General features: G+C 54.7%; 17 protein-coding genes. 8 read left to right on the top strand and 9 right to left on the bottom strand.

The features are described 5' to 3' along the window. Window positions 1–8: 8 nt before the first annotated feature. Window positions 9–1322, bottom strand: a complete 1314-nt coding sequence (gene ugpB, locus R2A130_RS17045; RefSeq protein WP_009465451.1) for a sn-glycerol-3-phosphate ABC transporter substrate-binding protein UgpB — start codon at window positions 1320–1322, stop codon at window positions 9–11. 749 nt (window positions 1323–2071) lie between these two features. Here ugpB and R2A130_RS17040 point away from each other — a divergent pair. The 5 genes from R2A130_RS17040 (at window position 2072) to R2A130_RS17020 (ending at window position 10538) form a co-directional block, all read left to right on the top strand. Further along, the gene (locus tag R2A130_RS17040) at window positions 2072–3286 is read left to right on the top strand and encodes an efflux RND transporter periplasmic adaptor subunit (protein WP_009465450.1); all 1215 of its coding nucleotides are present in this window, start codon (window positions 2072–2074) and stop codon (window positions 3284–3286) included. A 5-nt stretch (window positions 3287–3291) separates the two neighbouring features. After that, window positions 3292–6525: an efflux RND transporter permease subunit gene (locus R2A130_RS17035; RefSeq protein ID WP_009465449.1), complete on the top strand. Its 3234-nt coding sequence runs from the start codon at window positions 3292–3294 to the stop codon at window positions 6523–6525. A gap of 1060 nt (window positions 6526–7585) precedes the next feature. Further along, the gene (locus tag R2A130_RS17030) at window positions 7586–8539 is read left to right on the top strand and encodes a tripartite tricarboxylate transporter substrate binding protein (RefSeq protein WP_009465446.1); all 954 of its coding nucleotides are present in this window, start codon (window positions 7586–7588) and stop codon (window positions 8537–8539) included. A gap of 33 nt (window positions 8540–8572) precedes the next feature. Beyond that, window positions 8573–10087, top strand: a complete 1515-nt coding sequence (locus R2A130_RS17025) for a tripartite tricarboxylate transporter permease (RefSeq protein WP_009465445.1) — start codon at window positions 8573–8575, stop codon at window positions 10085–10087. Further along, window positions 10080–10538, top strand: coding sequence for a tripartite tricarboxylate transporter TctB family protein (locus tag R2A130_RS17020; RefSeq protein ID WP_009465444.1), 459 nt, complete (start codon window positions 10080–10082; stop codon window positions 10536–10538). The genes R2A130_RS17025 and R2A130_RS17020 overlap by 8 nt, the downstream gene beginning before the upstream one ends. A 113-nt stretch (window positions 10539–10651) precedes the next feature. On the opposite strand, the gene R2A130_RS17015 is transcribed toward R2A130_RS17020, so the two are convergent. The 4 genes from R2A130_RS17015 to R2A130_RS17000 all read right to left on the bottom strand — a co-directional run bounded on the left by R2A130_RS17015 (window position 10652) and on the right by R2A130_RS17000 (window position 15213). Then, a complete protein-coding gene (locus R2A130_RS17015) occupies window positions 10652–11815 on the bottom strand; it encodes a mandelate racemase/muconate lactonizing enzyme family protein (RefSeq protein WP_009465443.1) in 1164 nt (387 codons plus the stop codon). A 495-nt stretch (window positions 11816–12310) separates the two neighbouring features. Continuing rightward, the gene (locus tag R2A130_RS17010) at window positions 12311–13621 is read right to left on the bottom strand and encodes a TRAP transporter large permease (RefSeq protein WP_009465441.1); all 1311 of its coding nucleotides are present in this window, start codon (window positions 13619–13621) and stop codon (window positions 12311–12313) included. Next, window positions 13618–14112 carry a TRAP transporter small permease gene (locus R2A130_RS17005; RefSeq protein ID WP_009465440.1) on the bottom strand — a complete coding sequence of 165 codons (495 nt, stop codon included), beginning with the start codon at window positions 14110–14112 and terminating at the stop codon, window positions 13618–13620. Before R2A130_RS17005 ends, R2A130_RS17010 begins: the two co-directional genes overlap by 4 nt. A gap of 84 nt (window positions 14113–14196) precedes the next feature. Beyond that, window positions 14197–15213 carry a TRAP transporter substrate-binding protein gene (locus tag R2A130_RS17000; protein ID WP_009465439.1) on the bottom strand — a complete coding sequence of 339 codons (1017 nt, stop codon included), beginning with the start codon at window positions 15211–15213 and terminating at the stop codon, window positions 14197–14199. A gap of 262 nt (window positions 15214–15475) precedes the next feature. Between R2A130_RS17000 and R2A130_RS16995 the strand changes: the two genes are divergently transcribed. Further along, entirely contained in the window at window positions 15476–16192 is a 717-nt protein-coding gene (locus R2A130_RS16995) for a GntR family transcriptional regulator (protein ID WP_009465438.1), read from the top strand. A 109-nt stretch (window positions 16193–16301) separates the two neighbouring features. Further along, the gene (locus tag R2A130_RS16990; RefSeq protein ID WP_009465437.1) at window positions 16302–17051 is read left to right on the top strand and encodes an SDR family NAD(P)-dependent oxidoreductase; all 750 of its coding nucleotides are present in this window, start codon (window positions 16302–16304) and stop codon (window positions 17049–17051) included. Between the two features lie 44 nt (window positions 17052–17095). Here R2A130_RS16990 and R2A130_RS16985 read toward each other — a convergent pair whose 3' ends face one another. From R2A130_RS16985 to R2A130_RS16970, 4 genes are all read right to left on the bottom strand, one after another. After that, window positions 17096–17731, bottom strand: coding sequence for a DUF3299 domain-containing protein (locus tag R2A130_RS16985; protein WP_009465436.1), 636 nt, complete (start codon window positions 17729–17731; stop codon window positions 17096–17098). Window positions 17732–17759: 28 nt separating this feature from the next. Next, complete coding sequence (locus R2A130_RS16980) at window positions 17760–19037, bottom strand: ABC transporter permease (RefSeq protein WP_009465435.1); 1278 nt, start codon at window positions 19035–19037, stop codon at window positions 17760–17762. Beyond that, window positions 19034–19699 (bottom strand): ABC transporter ATP-binding protein, encoded by a 666-nt coding sequence (locus R2A130_RS16975; protein WP_211098071.1) that lies wholly within the window; start codon window positions 19697–19699, stop codon window positions 19034–19036. The genes R2A130_RS16980 and R2A130_RS16975 overlap by 4 nt, the downstream gene beginning before the upstream one ends. Window positions 19700–19796: 97 nt before the next feature. Beyond that, window positions 19797–20321, bottom strand: coding sequence for a DUF2796 domain-containing protein (locus tag R2A130_RS16970; protein WP_009465433.1), 525 nt, complete (start codon window positions 20319–20321; stop codon window positions 19797–19799). A 95-nt stretch (window positions 20322–20416) separates the two neighbouring features. Between R2A130_RS16970 and R2A130_RS16965 the strand changes: the two genes are divergently transcribed. After that, entirely contained in the window at window positions 20417–20806 is a 390-nt protein-coding gene (locus R2A130_RS16965; protein WP_009465432.1) for an Rrf2 family transcriptional regulator, read from the top strand. The last annotated feature ends 373 nt before the right edge of the window (window positions 20807–21179 follow it).

Genomic DNA, 21179 nt, shown 5'->3' with positions numbered 1-21179 from the left:
TCGGGCTCTTACTTGTTGGCTTGCTCGAAGCGGCGAAGGAGGCGATCGCCACGTTCCTTGGCGCTGTCGAGTGCGGCCTGTGCCGTTTTATCACCAGCCCACACACCTTCGAGCTCTTCATCAATGATACCGCGGATCTGATCGAAAGAACCTAAACGTAGGCCCTTCGAATTTGCCGTCGGCTCCTTCGCAGTCATCTGAATGACCGCGATATCGGTGCCGGGGTTGGCATCGTAGAAGCCATCGGCCTTCGTCTTATCACCGGCTGCCGTGGTGATCGGCAGATACCCCGTATCCTGATGCCATTTGGCCTGGATGTCGGTTGATGACAGGAAGTTCAAGAAGTCCGCAGCCGCTTTGTATTCTTCAGCCTCATGACCTTCCATAACCCACAACGATGCCCCGCCAATGATGGTGTTTTGCGGTGCGCCTTCCGTGCCTTCCCAGTACGGAAGCTGATTCACAGCAAAGTCGAACTTCGCTTCCGCCTTAATACCCGCATAGCCAGCGGAGGACTCGGTGAAGAGCATGCATTCACCGGCGCGAAAGTTTGCACCACCCTCATTGCGACGGCCAGCATAGATGAACTTGCCATCCTTGGCCCAGTCGCCTAGCGCCTGAATATGCTTCACCTGTAGCGGCGAATTGAGAGCCAGTTCCGTGTCGTTTCCGGCAAAGCCATTGTCCTGAGTGGCGAATGGCGTGTTGTGATAGGCCGACAGGTTTTCCAAATGGATCCAGCTCTGCCAGGCCGTTGTCATAGGGCAAGAAATCCCCGCAGCCTTCGCCGCATCCAGCGCCTTGCCAACATTTTCCCAAGTCGACAGATCCGTGTCAGCCGACAACCCAGCCTTGGTCATCAGGTCTTTGTTCACCCAAAGCACGGGGGTCGACGAGTTGAACGGCAGCGACAGCATCTTGCCATCAGTCGTCGTGTAGTAGCCCTTTACGGAGCCAATATAGGCATTGGGATCGAACGTGGCACCCGCCTCTTCCATCACTTGATAGACAGGTTTGGTCGCGCCTTTGGCGGACATCATGGTGGCCGTCCCGACTTCAAAGACCATGAGAACATGCGGCTGCTCGCCAGCGCGGAATGCCGCGATGCCGGCGTTCAAAGTTTCGGAGTAATTGCCTTTGTGCGAGGCTGTAACCGTGTGCTGGTCCTGGCTCTTGTTGAAAGTTTCCACCTGCTCGGCAACGAGTTCGCCCAAGCGACCGGTGAAAGCGTGCCAGAATTGAATCTCGGCGGCAGAAGCCGACGCCGTCCACACCGAAGTTGCAGCGACGGTAGCCGATAGTAAAAGTTTGCGCATTTTCATATTGTTATTCTCCCAGATTCGCAAGGGCTGCGGTCGTTCATCGACCATCTCGCCTCCAAAACATGGTCGCCACACGACACCGCTATGTCAACATTTGAACCGGATGAAAAATTGCCATTAATGCTTGCTCGTTTGTCGGGGCTTACGTCTTTGAGAACTGATATACGACTGGCCAAACGCGCACTGTTTTGCACCGTATTAGCCGTAAACAGCCCCCTAGTTTCTCGCCGGATCTTTGCGGGTGACAAGGCCTGCTATCGGCAAACTTAAGTGGTGGCTCATTTGTTGAATCTGTCTGCTATCCGGCCAGCGAGCCTTAGTCTGCAAGGTCAGCAGTCGACCGATCATGACAACCCTCTAACGTCCGTTACACGCGCCTAATGGGCGTTCGAAACAAAACTGCATTCCCGCAGAAAGCGGACATCGATGGTGGGTCGTGGCGAAGAGCTTTTATGATCAAGGGTGGGCTGCTCCAAATTGAACAACTTAGCAGTCAACACGACGAACTATCCTTGGTGACTGGGTATCCCGGAACTCGGAATGAGAGGCTTGGGTGGTTCAAGCCCTTAGCCAATTTTTTGAACCGTGCCGTATTACCACCGATAGAATTCTTGATCCGTCCAGTTGATGCGCTAGCACCTCTTGCAAACATAGCAATTTCTGCGACCCTAATAACAACGGCTTCTCGCAAATGGGTCCCCAAGAAAATGACGACGCGAAAATTCTACGCAGGGGAGCACTGCCGAAACATGACACCCAGACCGGCACCACAGACCGTTGCTCGATTGGCATATCTGATGTCGATCGCACTTGCGGGCGCTCTGTTTAGTCCCATCGCCGGTCAAAAAGCATTGGCGCAGCAGGGCGGCAGTCGCCCTCCACCTAAGGTCATCGTGGCGAAGCCGTTGACCGAGAGAATTATCGATTTCGATTACTTCACCGGGCAATTTCAAGCCCGCCAGACCGTGATCATTCAGGCGAGGGTCCAGGGTTATCTGCGTGAGGTCCATTTCGAAGAAGGGGCCGTCGTCGAAGAAGGCGACCTGTTGTTCACTCTCGATCCACGACCTTTCGAAGCCGAAGTTGCACAGGCAAAGGCCAATCTCGCTCTTGCAAACGCTGGCCGCGATTTGGCTGTCTCCAATGAAAGCCGAGCGAGTGAGTTGCTGCGGCGACGTGTTGGTACACAGTCCGATGCCGACACGGCACAGGCCGAACTGGCGCAAGCGCAAGCCAGCGTCGGTGTCGCGCAGGCGCAGGTGGATACAGCAGAACTGAACCTCAGTTTCTCCAAACTGACAGCACCTATTTCGGGTCGAATTTCAGCCGTTCGAGTGGATCGCGGCAACTTGGTGACCACCGCCAGTGTGCTGACCAATATCGTTGCGGTCGACCCAGTTGAATTCACTTTCGAAGCCTCGGAAGCGCAATATCTGCGTTATCAACGATTGGCGAAGGATGGTTCGCGTTCATCTTCTCGCAACTTCCAGAACGAGGTTTCCGTTCGACTGACCGGCGAACAAGACTGGTCCCGCAAGGGGCGGATGACCTTTGTGGACAACGTGCTTGATGCCAATTCCGGAACCATCGAAGGACGTGCAGTGTTTGATAACCAAGACCGTCTTCTGACGCCTGGTCTCTACGGACGGCTTCGCCTACCGGCCTCCGGCCTGTATGATGCGGTTCTTATTCCTGACGCTGCTGTGGTCTCCGATCAGAACAGAAAAATTGTCTATGTCGTCAACGATAAAGGTGTGGTGGAGAGCCGCGCCGTTCAGCTAGGCGAGTTGTTTGAAAATCTACGCGTGGTTCGCTCCGGCCTTACTGCTGAAGAGCGGGTAGTCGTTGAAGGCATATTGCGGGTACGCGCCAATGCACAGGTGGATCCAACCGAAAGGGAGCTGGAAATAGATCGCGACCGCGGCAAAGCCGACGGTCCGCAATCAACCGATCAGGAGGGTTAAGCCAAATGCTGTCGCGCTTCTTCATAGATCGGCCCATCTTCGCCACGGTGCTCTCCATCGTCATCGTGTTAATCGGCGCAATTTCCTATATCCAGCTTCCGGTTGCCCAATATCCAGAGATTGCCCCGCCTACAGTATCGGTGACGGCTACCTATCCGGGCGCATCTGCAGAGGTGGTGGCGGACACCGTGTCCAGTCCCATCGAGCAGCAGATCAACGGTGTCGAGGGCATGCTCTACATGCTGTCACAGTCCACCGGTGATGGCCGTGTTACAATTACCGTCACGTTTCAACTGGGCACAGATTTGGACGAGGCCCAAGTGCTCGTTCAAAATCGGGTATCGCTGGCTGAACCTCGGCTGCCTGAAATCGTGCGCGCATTGGGCGTGACCACCCGACAAAATTCACCGGATCTGATGATGGTGGTGCACTTGGTTTCGCCGGACGATTCCCGCGACCGGCTCTATATTTCCAACTATGCCTCTACCCAGATCACGGACCGGCTGACCCGCATTGGCGGCGTCGGACAGGTCACGATCTTTGGTGAACGAGCCTACTCGATGCGGGTCTGGCTGGACCCCAACCGCATGTCTGCACGCAACCTTACGGCTGGAGAGGTTGTGGCTGCATTGCGGGCCAACAACCTCCAGGTTGCCGCCGGTACGATAAACCAGTCACCAGTGCCTGTTGTGGGAGCTTTCAGGCTAAATGTCGAAACGCAAGGACGGCTGGCAACACCGGAAGATTTCGCCAACATCATCGTCCGCACGGGCGATAATGGCGAGCAGGTTCGCGTCAGTGACATCGGTAGGGTGGAGCTTGGTGCTCAAAACTATTCCGGCAACGGGTTCCTGGACGGCCGCACAGCGATACCCATCGGCATATTCCAACGCCCCGGCTCCAATGCGTTGGAAACATCGCAGCAGGTTATTGATCTGATGGAGCAGCTGTCGACCAGCTTCCCACCCGGTCTGGAGCATCGCATCGTTTACAATCCGACCGAGTTCATCGAAGAATCGGTCGACGCCGTCATCACGACAATTCTGGAAGCAGTGCTGCTGGTCATAGTCGTGATCATCGTGTTTTTGCAGTCTTGGCGCGCCGCGATCATTCCCATCATCGCAATCCCGATTTCGCTGATCGGTACATTCTTCGTGATGTCGAGCTTCGGGTTCTCGATCAACAATCTCACCCTGTTCGGTCTCGTGCTGGCGGTGGGCATAGTGGTCGACGATGCCATCGTAGTGGTGGAAAATGTCGAACGGAAGATCAATGAAGGAATGAGTCCTTACGAGGCCGCCAAGGACTCGATGAAAGAGGTTTCCGGCGCACTTATCGCAACCAGTTTCGTGCTCTTGGCGGTGTTTGTACCGACGGCATTCATCACCGGCATTACTGGTCAGTTCTTTCGTCAGTTCGCGGTTACGATTGCCACTGCCACAGTCATATCCAGCATAGTGTCGCTTACGCTGTCACCCGCCATGGCTTCACTCTTCCTGCAATCGAAGGAAGAAAAGGAGCGCGGACCAACTGGAGCTCTAGGCAAAGCCGGTGCTGCGATTACATGGCCTCTGCGGAAGGCTGGGGACGCGTTCAACTGGATGTTTGACCGGTTCACAGGCGGTTATGCGGCGCTAACCAGAGGGCTCATCCGTTTGTCGCTGGTGGTGCTGGCTGTCTATGGTGGACTACTCTACCTCACCGGCCAACAATTTGCAGCGGCTCCGCAAGGCTTCATTCCCGCGCAAGATCAAGGCTATCTTATCGCCGCTGTCGCTTTGCCGCCTGGGGCTTCGCTAGACCGCACGGAAGAGGTCATGCGACAAGCTGATGAGGTGCTGCGGGGCGTCGACGGTATTGCGAATACGATTGCGATTTCTGGCCTCGATGGAGCCACTTTTACACTGGCTTCCAATGCGGGCGTCTTCTTCTTGACGCTCGATCCCTTCGATGAGCGCGCTGGCAACGATCAAATGTCTGCTGGCGCTATTCAAGGTCGCGCGTTCGGTGCGGTACAACAGATCATGCAAGCGCGTATTTTCGTGATTGCACCTCCGCCTGTGCGCGGGATCGGCTCGCAAGGAGGCTGGAAACTCTATGTTCAGGACGCGCGTGGCCGAGGCCTGCCTGCGCTGGAAGGTGCCATTGGTGAAGTTGTTGCAGCTGCAAATCAGCGCTCGGAACTGGCAGGTGTCCGTAGCCAGTTCGACACGCGGACGCCTGCCCTCTTTGCAGAAATCGACCGCGTGAAAGCCCAGAAAATTGGTGTGCTGCCGCGGGATCTTTACGAAACGTTGGAGGTCTATCTCGGCTCGGCCTTCGTGAATGATTTCAATTTCATTGGTCGCACCTACCGCGTCACGGCGCAGGCGGATGGCGTCTACCGTGATACTCCCGGCGATATAATGAGGCTGAAGGCACGTTCCAAAACAGGAAATATGGTACCGTTAGGTTCCATCGTAACGATCACCGACAAGACCGGCGCTTATCGCGTGCCGCGTTACAACTTGTTCGCAGCAGGTGCGATTCAAGGTGCCACGCAGCCCGGCTTCTCGACAGGCGAGGCCATCACCGCAATGGAAGAAGTGTTGGACGAAAATCTGCCTCTCGGCTTTTCCTACGAATGGACGGAATTAGCCCTGCAGGAAAAGCTCTCTGGCAACACCGCAATCTACGCGTTCATCGCCGCAGTCGTTTTTGTCTTCCTTGTCTTAGCCGCGCAGTATGAAAGCTGGATGCTGCCAATGGCTGTCGTTCTGATCGTGCCGATGTGCCTATTATCGGCAATCGTCGGCGTCATCTGGACAGGCCTAGACGTCAATATTCTGGTGCAGATTGGATTGGTGGTTCTTGTAGGATTGGCGTCCAAGAACGCAATTCTTATTGTCGAATTTGCCAAGCAAGCCGAGGACGAAGGCCGCCCGATCCGCGAAGCGGCCCGTGAAGCAGCCCGCCTACGGTTACGTCCCATTGTGATGACCTCATTTGCCTTCATTCTCGGCGTCGTGCCGTTGATGATCGCGACAGGGCCCGGAGCAGAAATGCGCCAGTCGCTTGGCACATCCGTTTTTTACGGCATGCTCGGCGTAACTGTCTTCGGCTTACTGTTCACACCCGTATTTTACGTGGTCTGCCGCGTCATCGGCGACTGGACCAGCGGTTTGCTGGGTAGAGCACCTTACAAACAAAACCGAGAGCCCTCGCTACCGTGGCAAGAGCCTTCAAATACTAACCAATGAACTACCGAAGGCAGCTAAGGTCGGTTTCAGGTGTTGTCAGAGGAACGTTCTCGAGATCGGTGTCGACCGTTTAGCGTCTTGCAATGACCAATCGCTTGCCCGTTCGCTATTTCAAAATATCATCAGAGGCCATCCGGGCAGCCGTGATGATGTGTGTCCGATTCCCGCTCTCGCTGCGGAACGCCGAGGACCTGTTACATGAGCGCGGCATCAATATCAGTCACGAAACCATCCGCTTCTGGTGGAACAGATTTGGTCCAATGTTCGCAGGTGAAATCCGCAAAAGACGCGTCCAGAAGATGAGTGTCCATTCACATTTGCAGTGGCATCTGGACGAAGCCTTCGTAAGGATCAACGGGGAAAGGCACTACTTGTAGCGGGCTGTAGATCACGAAGGCTAGGTTCGAGAATCCTACGTTACCAAACACCGAGATCGCAGCACGGCATTGAAATTCCTCAGGAAACTTCCGAAGTGTCACGGCCGACCATATTTTTATCGTGACGGACAAGCTGCGGTCTTACGCTACGGCCATGAAAGTCATCGGGAACGCTGCAGAAATTCGCATCAATCCACGCCTCCGTCCACAACCACTTCAATCAGCAACGTCATCTCACCAGTCGCTATTATTTCAAGGCAAACCGCGATGTTGCTTGGGTGAATGGCAGCAGCTCAGCGCGGCTTGAAGATCCCCGACGCAGATCTAATCCGAACTCAACTTAGTTTGTCTTAAAACGCCTCCGCGCGATCTCGCGTCGGTTCTTGTCCATGAACATCTCCTTCGTCCCAAGGTTGGGAGTTAAACAGAGAATGTTCCGCCAGTACCGACATTCTTAAAAGGAACATCGAGCGGCGTTTATGTGCAATCTTTTGCGGGGTACGTGATTGCTATCTCAATGAAACATAATCGAATAACGCTTTGCGAGCCTTCGTATTAAGCAAACACGAGAAAACGGCACTAGTATAAAATTTTATCGTGCCCCACACTGTCTCTCCCAAAGCGTCACCTCGGCTCGAATTCTTTCGTGACGATGTCGCTTTGACACAGCTAGGGAGAAAAACATGCTGAGAAGAACACTGTTGAAAACCGCCGCCGCGATGGCACTTGCAGCCTCGACAAGTCTGGCCATGGCGGCCGAATTATCCGGTCCCGTCGATTACGTCATTCCATTCGGTCCAGGCGGTGAATCCGATATTTCTGCACGCATGCAGCAATCCTTCTTCAAGGAGAAATTCGGTCAGGATCTGGTCATTTCCTACAAGCCCGGTGGTGGCGGCGCAGCAGGTTGGGCTTCGCTCAACGGGCTGAACGCGGACGGCCAGACCATCATGGGCGTGAACCTTCCTCATATCATTATCAAACCGGCGCAGAAGGATGTGGGCTTCAAGACAGACGATCTGAACACGTTCCATATGTTCCATTACACACCCGACGCCATCGTGGTGAAGGCTGACAGTCCATACATGTCCCTGAAAGATATCGTCGACGATATGAAGGCCAATCCCGGCCAGGTCACCATGTCCGGTTCGGGCAAGGCATCTGCCAACCATCTTGCCCAGATCAAGTTCGATAAGCTGACCGGCGGCAAAACCACCTACGTGCCGTTCAAGGGCACCGGTGCGTCCGTCACGGCGCTGCTTGGCGGTCAGGTGAAGGCGCAGTGGGGATACACAACCGTGGGCGCTGCACAGGGTGAAGCCGTGCGTATGCTCGCAGTTGCCATGGAAGAACGTCATCCGCTGTTCCCCGACGTGCCGACCTTCAAGGAGCTTGGCTACGATATGGTGGGGGGTGCCTATCGAGGTATCGCGCTGCCCAATTCGGCAACGCCTGAAGTCACCAAAATGTGGTCCGACATGGTCAGCGAGATCAATGCCGATCCGGCTTTCCGCCAGAAGATGCTCGACGGTGGCTTTGCCATGCTCGATGTTGACTCTGCTGGTATGGCCGACTTCATGGCAGGCAAAAAAGAGGAATATCTGAAGGACGCGCGCGAAGCAGGCCTCATTCAGTAAACTCTCGACTGCCGGACTAATGGAGCCTATCTGATGGAACTTAGCCATATCGCCGCCGCGTTCACGCCGTACAACTTTCTATTGGCGTTGTTGGGCGTGGTGGCGGGCACCGTCATCGGCTCCATACCTGGGCTAACGGCCACCATGGCGGTGGCCGTCCTCGTCCCGATCACCTTCTCCATGGACCCCGCTTCGGCGTTGATCCTGTTGGGGGCGATCTATACCGGCGCGATTTATGGCGGCGCCTATGCCGCCATTCTTCTCAACACACCCGGCACGCCGTCTGCCATCGCCACCACCTTTGACGGCTACCCTATGGCCAAGCGCGGCGATGGTGATTTGGCTGTCGCAATTGCCTGCTACGCATCAGTGGTGGGGGGCATGGTTGGCGCGGTAGCGCTACTGTTCATCGCGCCGCCACTATCTTCTGTGGCGCTTGCCTTCGGACCTATCGAATATTTCTGGCTGTCTATTTTCGGCCTGTCTCTCATCGCCTCACTCTCCACCGGCAACCTGATGAAAGGTCTTGTAGGCGGCGCTTTCGGCATGATCCTATCGACGGTGGGCGTGGCAGAAATTTCTGCCGACATCCGCCTTACGTTCGGCAGCCAGACGCTCATCAGCGGCTTCGGCGTCGTGGGCGCGTTGATCGGCCTCTACTGCATTCCCGTTCTCATCGACCTTGTGGCTACGCCGGACCGGCATCTGAAAGTGGAAAACGACGTCAAATCCGTTCGCATCGGTGAGGCGGCTGGTATCGCTTGGCGCTCTAAATTCAATCTCATTCGCTCTTCTATCATCGGCACATTGGTGGGCATCTTGCCCGGCGCGGGTGGGTCGGTAGCGGGGTTGGTGGCCTATTCAGAAGCCAAACGCAGCGCCAAGCCGGGCCAGAAATTTGGCGAAGGCGAACCCGACGGCATCATGGCGACAGAAGCCGCCAATAACGCCACTGTGGGCGGCGGTTTTATTCCCACGCTGGTGCTGGGTATTCCAGGGACACCGCCGGACGCTGTCATCCTCGGCGCGCTGCTGGTGCAGGGCGTCCGTACGGGGCCTGCCCTGTTCGAAACCGGCGGCTCCATCGTCTACACCTTCATCTATGGCCTCATCATAGCGACCATTTTGATGTTGCCTGTGGGCCTGTTGATCGGCCGCTACGCCTATAAATCCATCGTTACCATTCCCAAGGCGGTACTGGTGCCGCTGGTGGGCTTCATGACGTTGATCGGCACCTATGCCATCCGCAACTCCATCTCCGATGTCGTTATCATGCTGGGGCTCGGCGTGTTCGGCTGGGTGGTGGGGCGCTTCGGTTTTGCCGCATCTCCCATCGTGCTGGGCCTCATTCTGGGGCCAATCGCAGAACAGGGCTTCGTGCAGAGCTGGACCATCGGCGCGGCCACTAACAATCTCGCCGGCATGTTCTTTGGCAGGCCAATCTCACAAGCAATCGTGGCCTTCACTCTGTTGTCGTTGTTCTATCCAGCTTTCAAATTGTGGCGGGAAAAAAGACGAACAGAAGCAGCAGGAGTGACCAATGCTTGATGGCGACAAAAGGCAGGGCGGCGCACGCACAGGTTCCCTGCTCATTTCCTCTTTTTTCGTGGTCGCGGGCATCGTCGTGCTTTGGGACACGCAAAGTTACAGCGATTCAGACTCCCAAGTCTTCCCGCAAACGGTGGCTATCGTACTCATCATCTGCGCCACCATCTCGCTTCTCACGTCATGGCTGAAGGGTGAGAGCGAAGGAGGCTTTGGCGAAGGCATATGGTGGCGGCGCGTGTTGCTCGTCGCCTCACTGCTGCTAGCGTGTTTCCTCATGCCCTATATCGGCTTTTTGCTAGCCGGGATCGTTGCCTTTGCGGGCGGGTTAATCGCCGCGATGCACGACCGCTGGACGATAACGAAGGCCCTGCTTTACGGCGGCTCTGGCCTAGTGGTGATGACCGCCTTCTATACGTTGTTCCGCTACGTCTTGCTGGTCCCGCTGCCGTAAAGCTTTCTCATTTTAGTTCACACAATTGGGCTTTTACCCTTAGCTCCGCTACGCGGGAGTAGCGCATGAGCGTCGGGGCGACACTCGATTGCATGTCGGTTTCAACAAGCGCTCTAAACAGCCAGCTCGCGCATCACGGCAATCAGGTCTGACTTCCCCTCAAAACCGATGCCCGGTAGATCAGGCATGGTGATGTGGCCATCCTCCACACTCACACTATCGGGAAACCCACCATAGGGCTGGAACAGGTCCGGATAACTTTCATTGCCACCCAGCCCCAAACCGGCAGCAATGTTCAACGACATCTGATGGCCTCCATGTGGAATGCATTGTCTACGTGACCAGCCGAACTGCTGCAGTATGTCCAGCGTGCGCAGATATTCCACCAACCCGTAGGATAGGGCGCAGTCGAATTGCAGAAAATCCCGATCAGGTCTCATGCCACCATAGCGGAGCAAATTGCGCGCATCTTGATGGGAGAACAGGTTTTCGCCGGTGGCCATGGGTGCATCGTAGAATTCCGACATGGCGGCCTGCAAAGCATAGTCTAATGGGTCGCCGATCTCCTCATACCAGAACAGCGGATAGTCACGCAGCATCTTGGCATAGGCGATGCCGGTTTCCAGATCAAAGCGACCATTCGCGTCCACGGCCAGCTGCGCTTCGGTGCCGATTTCATCTAACACTGCTTCAATGCGGGCGCGGTCCTCATCAAGCGTCGCGCCGCCAATTTTCATCTTCACCACGGTATAGCCACGGTTAAGATAGCTGCGCATTTCAGCGCAAAGCGCGTCATTGCTCTTACCGGGATAGTAGTAGCCGCCCGCCGCATAAACGAACACACGCGGCTCTGCCTCGCGCCCTTCGCGCTCCGCCAACATGCGAAACAACGGCTTTCCCTCAATCTTTGCCACGGCATCCCATACCGCCATATCGATGGTGCCGACGGCAACTGAACGCTCACCATGACCGCCCGGCTTCTCATTGGTCATCATCACATCCCAGATCCGGTGTGGGTCAAGATTGCTGCCCTCATCATTCAGCAAGCTATCGGGCTCGGTCTCCAGCACACGGTCCCGAAACCGTTCACGGATAAGCCCGCCCTGCCCATAGCGACCATTGGAGTTGAACCCATATCCGACGACGCGCTGCCCATCGACAACCACATCCGTAACCACCGCCACGAGACTGGTGGTCATCTTCGTAAAGTCGATAAACGCATTTCGAATAGGCGATGCGATTAGTTTTGAAACTTCACAAATGTCTATTACGCGCACCGCTTGTTCCCATTCACCAGATGGTTTGGATCGGGAGATACCAATACTCGATAAATGTTGCTTGAGCGATAAAATTCACAGGCTGAATAACTGTCGAGTGATGGCTTCCGCAGTTCATTATTGAACAACTGACGGGGTGTGAATAGCTCGCATTTGGCAAGTGGTGTTTTAACGTTTCTGCAGGCTAGTTGATTAGCGCGGCCATGCGTTCTGAGTTTGCCTCGAACGCTGAACCGCCTGCCGCGAGCTTACTCGCGTTACAATCCTATCAGCCAGGTAGTTAGCCGATAAATATCATGAACTCGTCCAGAGTCTTGAAACCGATCAAAGTGTGCAGCCGGACCACGAGCATGAATTATTATCGGTTATCGGTCGCAACACGCATCCAGGTTACCCGCAAATCGAACGCCTATGCGGGTTTGCTGAACTTCACGGTGTCATTGTTGCTGTGTGAGTTGAATGCGGATGCTCCGCACACTTCATCCAACACACACGCTACCGGAAAGAGTCTGGCATCAGCGTCATCGGCAACCACAGCGCGATCTGCGGCAACAGGATGATAAGCATCAGGATCAGAAGCATCGGGGCAAGAATGGTCAGAACGTTGGGCAGCACCTTAACGACATTCACCTGCCCAATCGCTGCGGAGATAAGCAAACACAATCCGTAAGGTGGGGTTACAAGGCCGAAAGCGAGCGACACGATACCGATGATGGCAAATACGACCGGATCAATACCCACTGCAGTCGCGACCGGCAGCAGCACAGAACCAAGAATGATGATCGCGGGAATGGCGTCAATGAACAGACCGAAGAACAGAAACAGGCAAGCAATAGCAATTGCTGTCGCAACAGGCCCGAATTCCATGGTTCCCATGAAATCAACGATCAACCGGGGCACATTGTAGAAGGCTAGCATCCAGCCGAAGGCTGATGCCGTGCCGATAGCAAAAAGCGAAATGGAAGCGAAGCGACCCGTCTCATAGAAGATTCCGCCAAGATCATGAACCGACACGGTGCGATAGACAAAGACGCCTAGCAGCAGCGCGTAACCCGCCGCGATGATGGCGCTTTCTGTAGGCGTAACGAGACCGGCCACAATACCGCCGATCACAAGAACCGGTGTGAGGATAGCAAGGGCAGCACCTTTGAATGCGACCCAGAAGTCGTTGAAGGTAGGCCGCGCCACAATCGGATAGTCGTAGATTTTCGCATAAGCATAAACTGTACCCATCAGCGCTGCGCCGATCAAAAAACCCGGTATGGCACCGGCGAGAAACAAAGCTCCCACCGACACCTGCATCACGCCACCCCAGACGACCATCAAGATACTGGGTGGGATGATGACGCCCATCACTGAGGAGCAAGCCGTCAGTGCGACGGCAAAACGCACGTCGTAACCCTCTTTCACCATAGCGGGAATCAGGATTTTACCGCAGCCTGCAGCGTCGGCAGTGGATGAGCCGGATATACCTGCAAACAACATTGAGACGGCGACATTCACATGCCCCAAACCGCCGGGCATCCAGCCGGTCAACACTCGGGCAAGAGCGATCATCTTGTCGGTGATCTTGCCGGAGTTCATCAGGTTGGCGGCCAGAAGAAAGAACGGCACAGCCAATAGAATGAAGGAATTATAGGACTGGAACATCCGGTCGAGAATAATGAATGGCGTAAGGCGTATATCCAGCATGACGATAGGTATCGTCGCGATACCAAGGGCGAATGCTACCGGAACGCGGATTAGGATCAGCAGTAGAAAGCAACCAACAAGGATGGCGCATGCCAGACCCGTGGAAACGATCATCGGATTAACTCCGCGCCGGTTCGATATTCAGCCACGGCCTCGCTCAACCGATATCCGGCAAACAACGCCCAAACGAAACCTGCAAGCGGCACAGAAACGTAAATCCATAGGAGATTAGCGCGCATCATCACCGAACTCTGGATAGAACCGATCTTGGCATATTCGATGCCGTACCATGCGAATAACACCGCAAAGACCATGACGAAGACGAGAATAATACCTTTTTGAACCAGCCGCCCGAGAGGGCTTCTAGCATCAGGAGTGACCGCTACATCGAAGTGCGTTCCCTCCCACACCGCGACCATAGACCCGATCATCACGATCCAGACGAAGATGAATGTGGCGAGTTCTTCGGTCCACAAATAGATAGGAATAATGCCCGTGTAACGAGAGATGACCTGCATGCCTACTGGAATGGCTAGTGTCGCCATTAGGAAGCCGAGCAGAATCTTCAAACCTGTACAAAGTGTTTCGAGTGCGTGTCCGAACATTAGAACCGTCCCTGATAACGAAGAACGGGTCTCCGAGGTAGAAATCAAGGGCGCTAGTTGAAAGAGCGCCCTTGATATTTTGGACTACATGCCGCGAACAGCGGTCAACAGATCGCTGGCGTTAATCTCTGCCGCAAAAGCGTCCTGAACCGGGATCACCATTTCCAGAAGCTTATCACGCCCCTCGAATTCAGACACTTTGATCTGGCCAGCATCGACCATTTCCTGAAGCTTGATGCCATCTTCGCGGGATTCAAGCTCCCGACCAAATGCACCAGCTTCCGATCCAGCTTTCTTAATTGCCGCCTGAAGCGCTTCCGGCAGTTTGCGGAAGCTCTTACCGCTCATCACAATTGGACGAACTGTGATCGTGTGCTTCGTCAGCGTGACGTTTGGTGCAACCTCGTAGAACTTGAGGTTCTGAATGCTGGCAGCTTCGTTCTCAAAACCAGCAATCACGCCGGACTGGATGGCGTTGTAGACCTCGTTATAGGCGATAGCAGAAGGGGCTGCCGTCAGCGCTGCGAAGATCTGCGCTTGAATTGGCGCGCCCATGACCCGCATCTTGTGACCGGCCAATTCATCGAGATTGGTGATAGGCTTGCTGGACACCAGGTTGCGAACGCCACCGCCAGTGTAGCCTATGACCATGATGTCGGCGTTCTTTTCAAGCTCGGCTTCAAGAGGGCCAAATGCATCGCTGGAAAGAACTTTGTTCCAGTGATCAAGATCGCGGAAGAGGAAAGGCATGTCCATCAGTGGAATGGATGGCGCAAATTTCGCCATGTTGGACGGAGCCATGATGGTGTAGTCGATCGCAACACCCTGCTGCAGGAAATTGACGTAGTCTTTTTCCACGCCCAGCTCGCCGTTAAGGCGAAGGTCGAACTTGGTCTCACCGTCGTAATATTGATCAACGAGTTCAGCGAATTTCACCATCGTCTTGGTAAATGCGTGGTTTTCATCGAACATGCTTGCGCCACGCAATGTAACTTCTTGCGCGTGAGCGGTAGGTGCGAAAGCTGCGCCGGTACCGGCTGCAAGTGCGAGGCCCAAAGCCAAGCCGAGCGTCTTGCGTTTCATTCCATCGAAATTGAGCATGTCTATTTCCTCCCAAAATAATAAGTCGCCAACGAAAGCGGTAGCGACGTGTCCGATTTTCCAGACTGCGGTGATCGTAGCGAGAGAAAAGGCGTGACGTCAATCAAAATGCAGACTAGTATGCTAGTTATGGTAAGCATATTTTATCTAGCGGACCGAAGTTTCGTCACAGTACGGCGAAAGAGGGCACCTAGCCCGAGCTGCTCACAGTTCAATTCCCTCCGCTTGCGGTGTAGAGAAGGGCGGAACTTTCGCCGTTGCCATGTACGAATACGAAATGGAAAGCCCAATGAACGTCCAATTGATTGATGGCGAAACAAAGCGGCGCACCAGCGCGGACGAAGTTTTTCGTAAACTGAAGTCCGACATCATTTCTATGCGCCTTACACCAGACACCAAGTTGTCCGAGGTTGAGATCGCAAAAAGGTGCAATGTTTCACGGCAACCTGTCCGGGAAGCTTTTATGCGGCTGGGCAACCTGAAGCTTCTTCAAATCGTTCCACAAAAAGCGACGCGTGTGCGACGGATATCACTAACAGAGCTTGAAAATTCACGTTTTATTCGGGCCGCAGTTGAAATTGAGGTGGTACGTCAGGCTTGCGTAAGCGCCAACGACACTGACCTTGGAAACATCGCGAGCAATCTGAAGCTTCAAGCTGCTGCGGTTGAAGAGTGTGACCCCGCCCTGCTGCACGGTTTAGATTACCAATTCCACAGCCTCATCTGTACCGCTGCCGGGCGACCTACAGCTTTCCAGACAATCTCTGAAAACAAGGCGCATACGAACAGAGTTTGCACGCTGGAATTGCAAGACGCAGACAGCATGGCTGAGGTTCTGGCAGGCCATACGGATATGTTTGAAGCTATTTCACGTGGCGATATAGAAGCTGCAGTGACCGCCACACGAGTTCATCTGCGTCATCTCGACAGCACTATCGAACATGTGCAGGAAGCCTATCCGCACTTCTTCGAAGACTAGTTTGAAACGCGGTAACGGACGTTAGCCGCGATTGACACACCCCTATATCTACCATACCAGTTTGAGTTAGCGCCGAGCAAATTTGGCCCTCATCGGGATGATAGAACACATGAACATGAACGGAAAAACAGCGATCATCACCGGTGGCGGGCGTGATATTGGCCGCGCCTGTGCCATGCGATTGGCCAAAGAAGGCGCAAGCGTTGCCATCAATTATCACTCCAGTAGTGAAGGCGCAGATTCTGCGGTAGCGGAAATCACCAAAGCAGGTGGCAAAGCGTTCGCGCTGCAAGGCGACATGACCAAGGCTGACGATGTGGCCAAGCTGGTCGCTGAAACTCGCTCCCAATTTGGTGACGATATTGGCATTCTCGTCCACGTCACGGGTGGCCTCGTGGCGCGCAAGACCATCGCTGATATGGAAATCGACCACTGGAATGCAGTGATGGATCTTAATGTCACATCACTCTACCTGCTTGCAAAAGCTGCAGTGCCTCACATGCCCACTGGCAGCAGCATCGTAACTTTCGCATCGCAGGCTGGACGCGATGGCGGCGGACCGGGCGCAATTGCCTATGCAGCCTCCAAAGGCGCAGTCATGACAATGACGCGCGGTATGGCGAAAGAATTTGGGCCAAACATTCGCGTCAATTCGCTTTGCCCAGGTATGATCGATACCGACTTCCACAACGTCTTCACGAAAGACGAGGTTCGGGCCAACGTATCAAAAGCCGCTCTGGTCAAACGTGAAGGTACGTCAGATGAAGTTGCCAATCTGGTAGCGTTCCTAGCCTCAGACGAATCGTCCTTCATGACCGGCACCTGCCTCGACATCAACGGCGGCATTCTCTTCTCATAAGCAGCTTATAAACGCCCGTGTTATGGTCATTGGCGCATAGCGTTTTATCTGACCAAATTTTGCTCATCGGCGTAAGCTTCGATGCGGTCGAGATCCATTGTGTAACTTACTTCTGCAAGTCCGGTGCTCATGCTTTCAACGCGCAGGGTGCCTATTGCTTCGAAGGGCTCCCACATTTCGCGAACTTCGACAGGTTCTTTCGTTTCAACAAGCACGATCTGGTTTGCCGGTGGGGCTGGAACGTGGATGCATGCACCAACGTAAGGAACGAGCAGGAATGTGCTCGTTTTACCCTGCTCGACATTCAATGGTGTCATGTAGCCTGCAAGCTTCACAGCCGTATCTGCAAGATCTTGTCTGCCAGAGGCTGCAGGTGCCGGCATCATCATCATTGCCATCGGTCCGCTCATTCTACCGGTTTCGGAAGACGGAAACGGCGAGGACTGCATGTGTAGAAAATCCAGATCCACTTGTGGTGGCGCAAAATCGCTTTCCCCATCAGGCAGCAAATCTGACCAGCCCAGAACTTTTGGGTTGGCGAGATCAGGCGAGGACTTTGCCGCTTTCGCTTCGGTGTTGAAAACAGATGTGTCATCGGTGCCTTGGTGGCTAACAATCAAAGCTCCGCCGCCCAAAATAACAGAGGTCACCAGAAACAGCCCGGCAGCGGTTATCTTCATTGGAAACACTCCATTGTGTGCAGGCTGCTTAGGTTGTCGCGCCCAAACCTTCGCCCAGGCTCATACGGTAAGCACGCCAGGCGGGCAGCAATGCGGCGACTATGCTGGACGCAAGAATAGCAGCAAGAACCGCAATGTCGCCTGAAGATAACGTGAGCGGCAGATCAAGACCATAGTTTGCCCGCAACCACCCTGCTGCAAGAGGTGTGGCAATGGTGACGATAAGCACGCCAAGCACGAGGCCCGCCAACGTTACGAGCGCGGACTCAGCGACCAACAGGCCAGAAATAACGAGCGGTCTTGCACCCAGCGAGCGCAGAATGGCGATTTCGCGCCGCCGCTGTTCCAGTGTTGCCAGAATGGTTGCCACGAGACCAATAATAGAGGTGAGCACGACCATGAAGGCCACCGCCGACAGCGCCCGTTCTGCTGTGCCGATGACGCCCCATAGCTCCTGAAGCGCAACACCGGGCAGCACCGCAAGCAGCGGTTCTTGCCGGTAATCGTTTATCGCGCGGGCGGTGCGAAAGACTGATAATTTGCTCTTCATCCCCACCAGCAATGCCGTGATGGCCTCTGCTTCCAATTCACCTGCAGCAGCACGTTGGCGTAACACATCAGCAGGTGTTGTGTTGCGGGCACGGGCACCGGTGGACCAGTCCACATGGATAGCGGTGATCGCCGGCAGCGACACGTGCAGCGAGCGATCCACCGGCGTTCCGGTGGGCGCAAGAATGCCCGATACGGTGAACGGCAGATCATCATGGGTTACCAGTCCTGCGCGACCCAACCCGTGCGCGACCACCACGCGATCTCCGATCACATAGTTCAAAGCGTCAGCCACTTCAGAGCCGAGCACAACGTCGAACAAATCACCAAACGCAGCACCCTGCGCCAGCTCCAGCTTGCGGTCCCGACCATAGCGGTAGCGTTCGAAATAGGCATCATTGGTGCCGACCACGCGGTAACCGCGATAGGAATCACCCAAGCTCAGCGGCACAGTCCAGGCGACATCTGCAATGGTTTGAATATCACGGACGGATTGCATGGTGATGTTGTTAGTGGCGTTGCCAATGCGGAAGACAGAGTAAAGCATCAACTGCACGCCACCGGAGCGTGCGCCAACGATGAGATCTGTGCCAGAAACGGTGGACGAGAAGCTTTGCCACGCACCTACCCGCAGGCGTTCGACGGAGAGATAAAGAACCGTAGAGACTGAGACGGCCAGCACAACAAACAGCACTGCGAGCCTGCGCGACCAAAGCGAGGCAACTACCAATCGCAGCAGCAGACGCAGTTTGCTCATGCCGCTTGCCCCATTGAAATTTGCGCGACGTCACACAAATCAATGGCTCGCTCGAACCGTTCGCCGATAACGGGATCATGGCTGACCATCAGCAACGAAGATCTTGCATCATCGACGCAGGTGAAGAGAACATCGAGGAAGGCGTCACGGGTTTCACCATCCAATGCGCTGGTAGGTTCATCAGCTACCACGAGGGCAGGTTTACCAAGCAGCGCGCGGGCGATGGCAACGCGTTGTTGCTGCCCCACCGATAGCGCGCGGGCCGGAACATTGTGCAAATGCGCCTGCACGCCCAGTTGCTCCAGAAGGTCGCGGGCATCGTCGATATTGTCTTTCGATTCCGCCGCACGGCCAAAGGCCAGCGGCAGTAGGACGTTGGACAGCGTGTCGAGATAGGGCAGCAGATTGAATTGCTGATGGATGATCCCGATTGCACCCGCACGCAGCGCATCGCGGCCAGCAGCCCGTTTGGGCATGAGCTGTCCGGTGATGGAGATTTCGCCAGTGTCAGCTGCCAACAAACCCGTTGCGAGCGACAGAAATGTTGTCTTGCCGGAACCCGATGGTCCACGCAGAAAAACACGTTCGCCAACGCCAAGGTCAAACCGGTCGATCTGCATGGCAAAGCCCGTTGACGGGTAGGTAAAACCGACGCTGCTCATGGCAAGCGTCGGCTTTATGTTTGCAGCTGGCATCGGTTCGCTGGCCCGGATCACAGTCGTCTCATGGTCTTTTCATAATTGGGGCAGCATTGGCGATTTAGCTGGCCGGTGCAAACGTGACAGTTGGCGTATCCGCTTCCAGTTCAGCACTACCCTGTCCGCCCGGCGCAACGTAGTCCACATCGATTTCCTCAATGGATGGGTAGAGCGCAAAGAGATTGGTTTCCATGCTGCCGAGCGCCGCCATGTCAGAACAATTGAACGTATACGACGCTTCAAATTCATTGTGATCACCATGCTGATGAAGTTCCACATCAGACGATTTTACGGTGCAACCTGCGGCGTCTGGAAAGGTGAACACAGAGCCTGCATCGGAAAGCTGCTTGGTGGCAGCGTCGACGGCTGCTTTCTCTTCATCGGATTTGGGAGCGTATTCAAAACCTACGATACTCTCACCGGGGGCTTCCAGCGCAATGGTCATCACGTTTTTCTCAATCGCGATTTCCATTTTCACGTGACCATGTTCATGGCTATCGAGTTCGCGCTTATCTTCAGCATAGAGCGGGACAACGCCAATGGTTAGCGCTGCAATGGCGGCAATAGCGATGACTGGTGCTTGCACGGGATAAATCCTGTATTGGGGAGAGGCGCGATATTGGTATGTCGTAACAAATTTAATTACAATAGAGGCCGTTTTGGGTTTTACGGGCGATTGATGTGAAGACAAATTCTCAATTGAACGTTGCTTTGCACACGCTGGGCCATATCGCGGCATCGGCTGGCGAACCCATGACCAGTGAGCAGTTGGCGTCCTGTGCTGGCACGAACCCTGTGGTGGTGCGACGCATTCTTGGTGTGCTGCGACGGGCCGATTTGTGCGTGTCAGCACGTGGGCGCAGCGGAGGTTGGACTTTGACCAGAGGGCCTGCCGAAATCACCTTGGGTGATATCCATGCAGCGCTAGCGCCACCTGAAACCGAAGACGCCCACACTCACACCTGTAAAATTGCCGGTCGTCTCGATGATCGCCTCGACCAAGCGCTCAAACGCGCCAGCCGCAGTATGCGTCAGGAATTAGACCGTACGACCTTGGCTGATTTGGTCTAGGCAGGTCTTTTTACAGAACAGAAAATCTGCCGCGATCAATTTTTCAGCTACAGCAAGGGCGTTTCAATTGCTGTACAGCCCCAGATTTTATGGAAGCATTCTCTCCTAACTTTGAACCAATGAGGTCACTCCGGCCAAAACTAAATTTAGTGACGATATCAACCGTGATCCGGTGACTCAGAGTTGAGATCTTCTTCTGCCAATCAAATAAATTCCCTACAATCTGTCAGGCTTAAACGTCCGTCACCTTCTGGTTCGAGCATGTAAAAGTGTCAGTGTCTTCTGCGAACGACATAACCGATTAAAAATCACGAAGATCGCGTTCACTCGATAGATTACAACTATCAGTCACAGGTTACATCTCTAATTCGCT

This window comes from Ahrensia sp. R2A130 (assembly GCF_000179775.1).
Taxonomy (GTDB): Bacteria; Pseudomonadota; Alphaproteobacteria; order Rhizobiales; family Rhizobiaceae; genus Pseudahrensia.
Note: the sequence above shows the minus strand (reverse complement) of the source record. Positions and strands in the feature narration are given on the sequence as shown.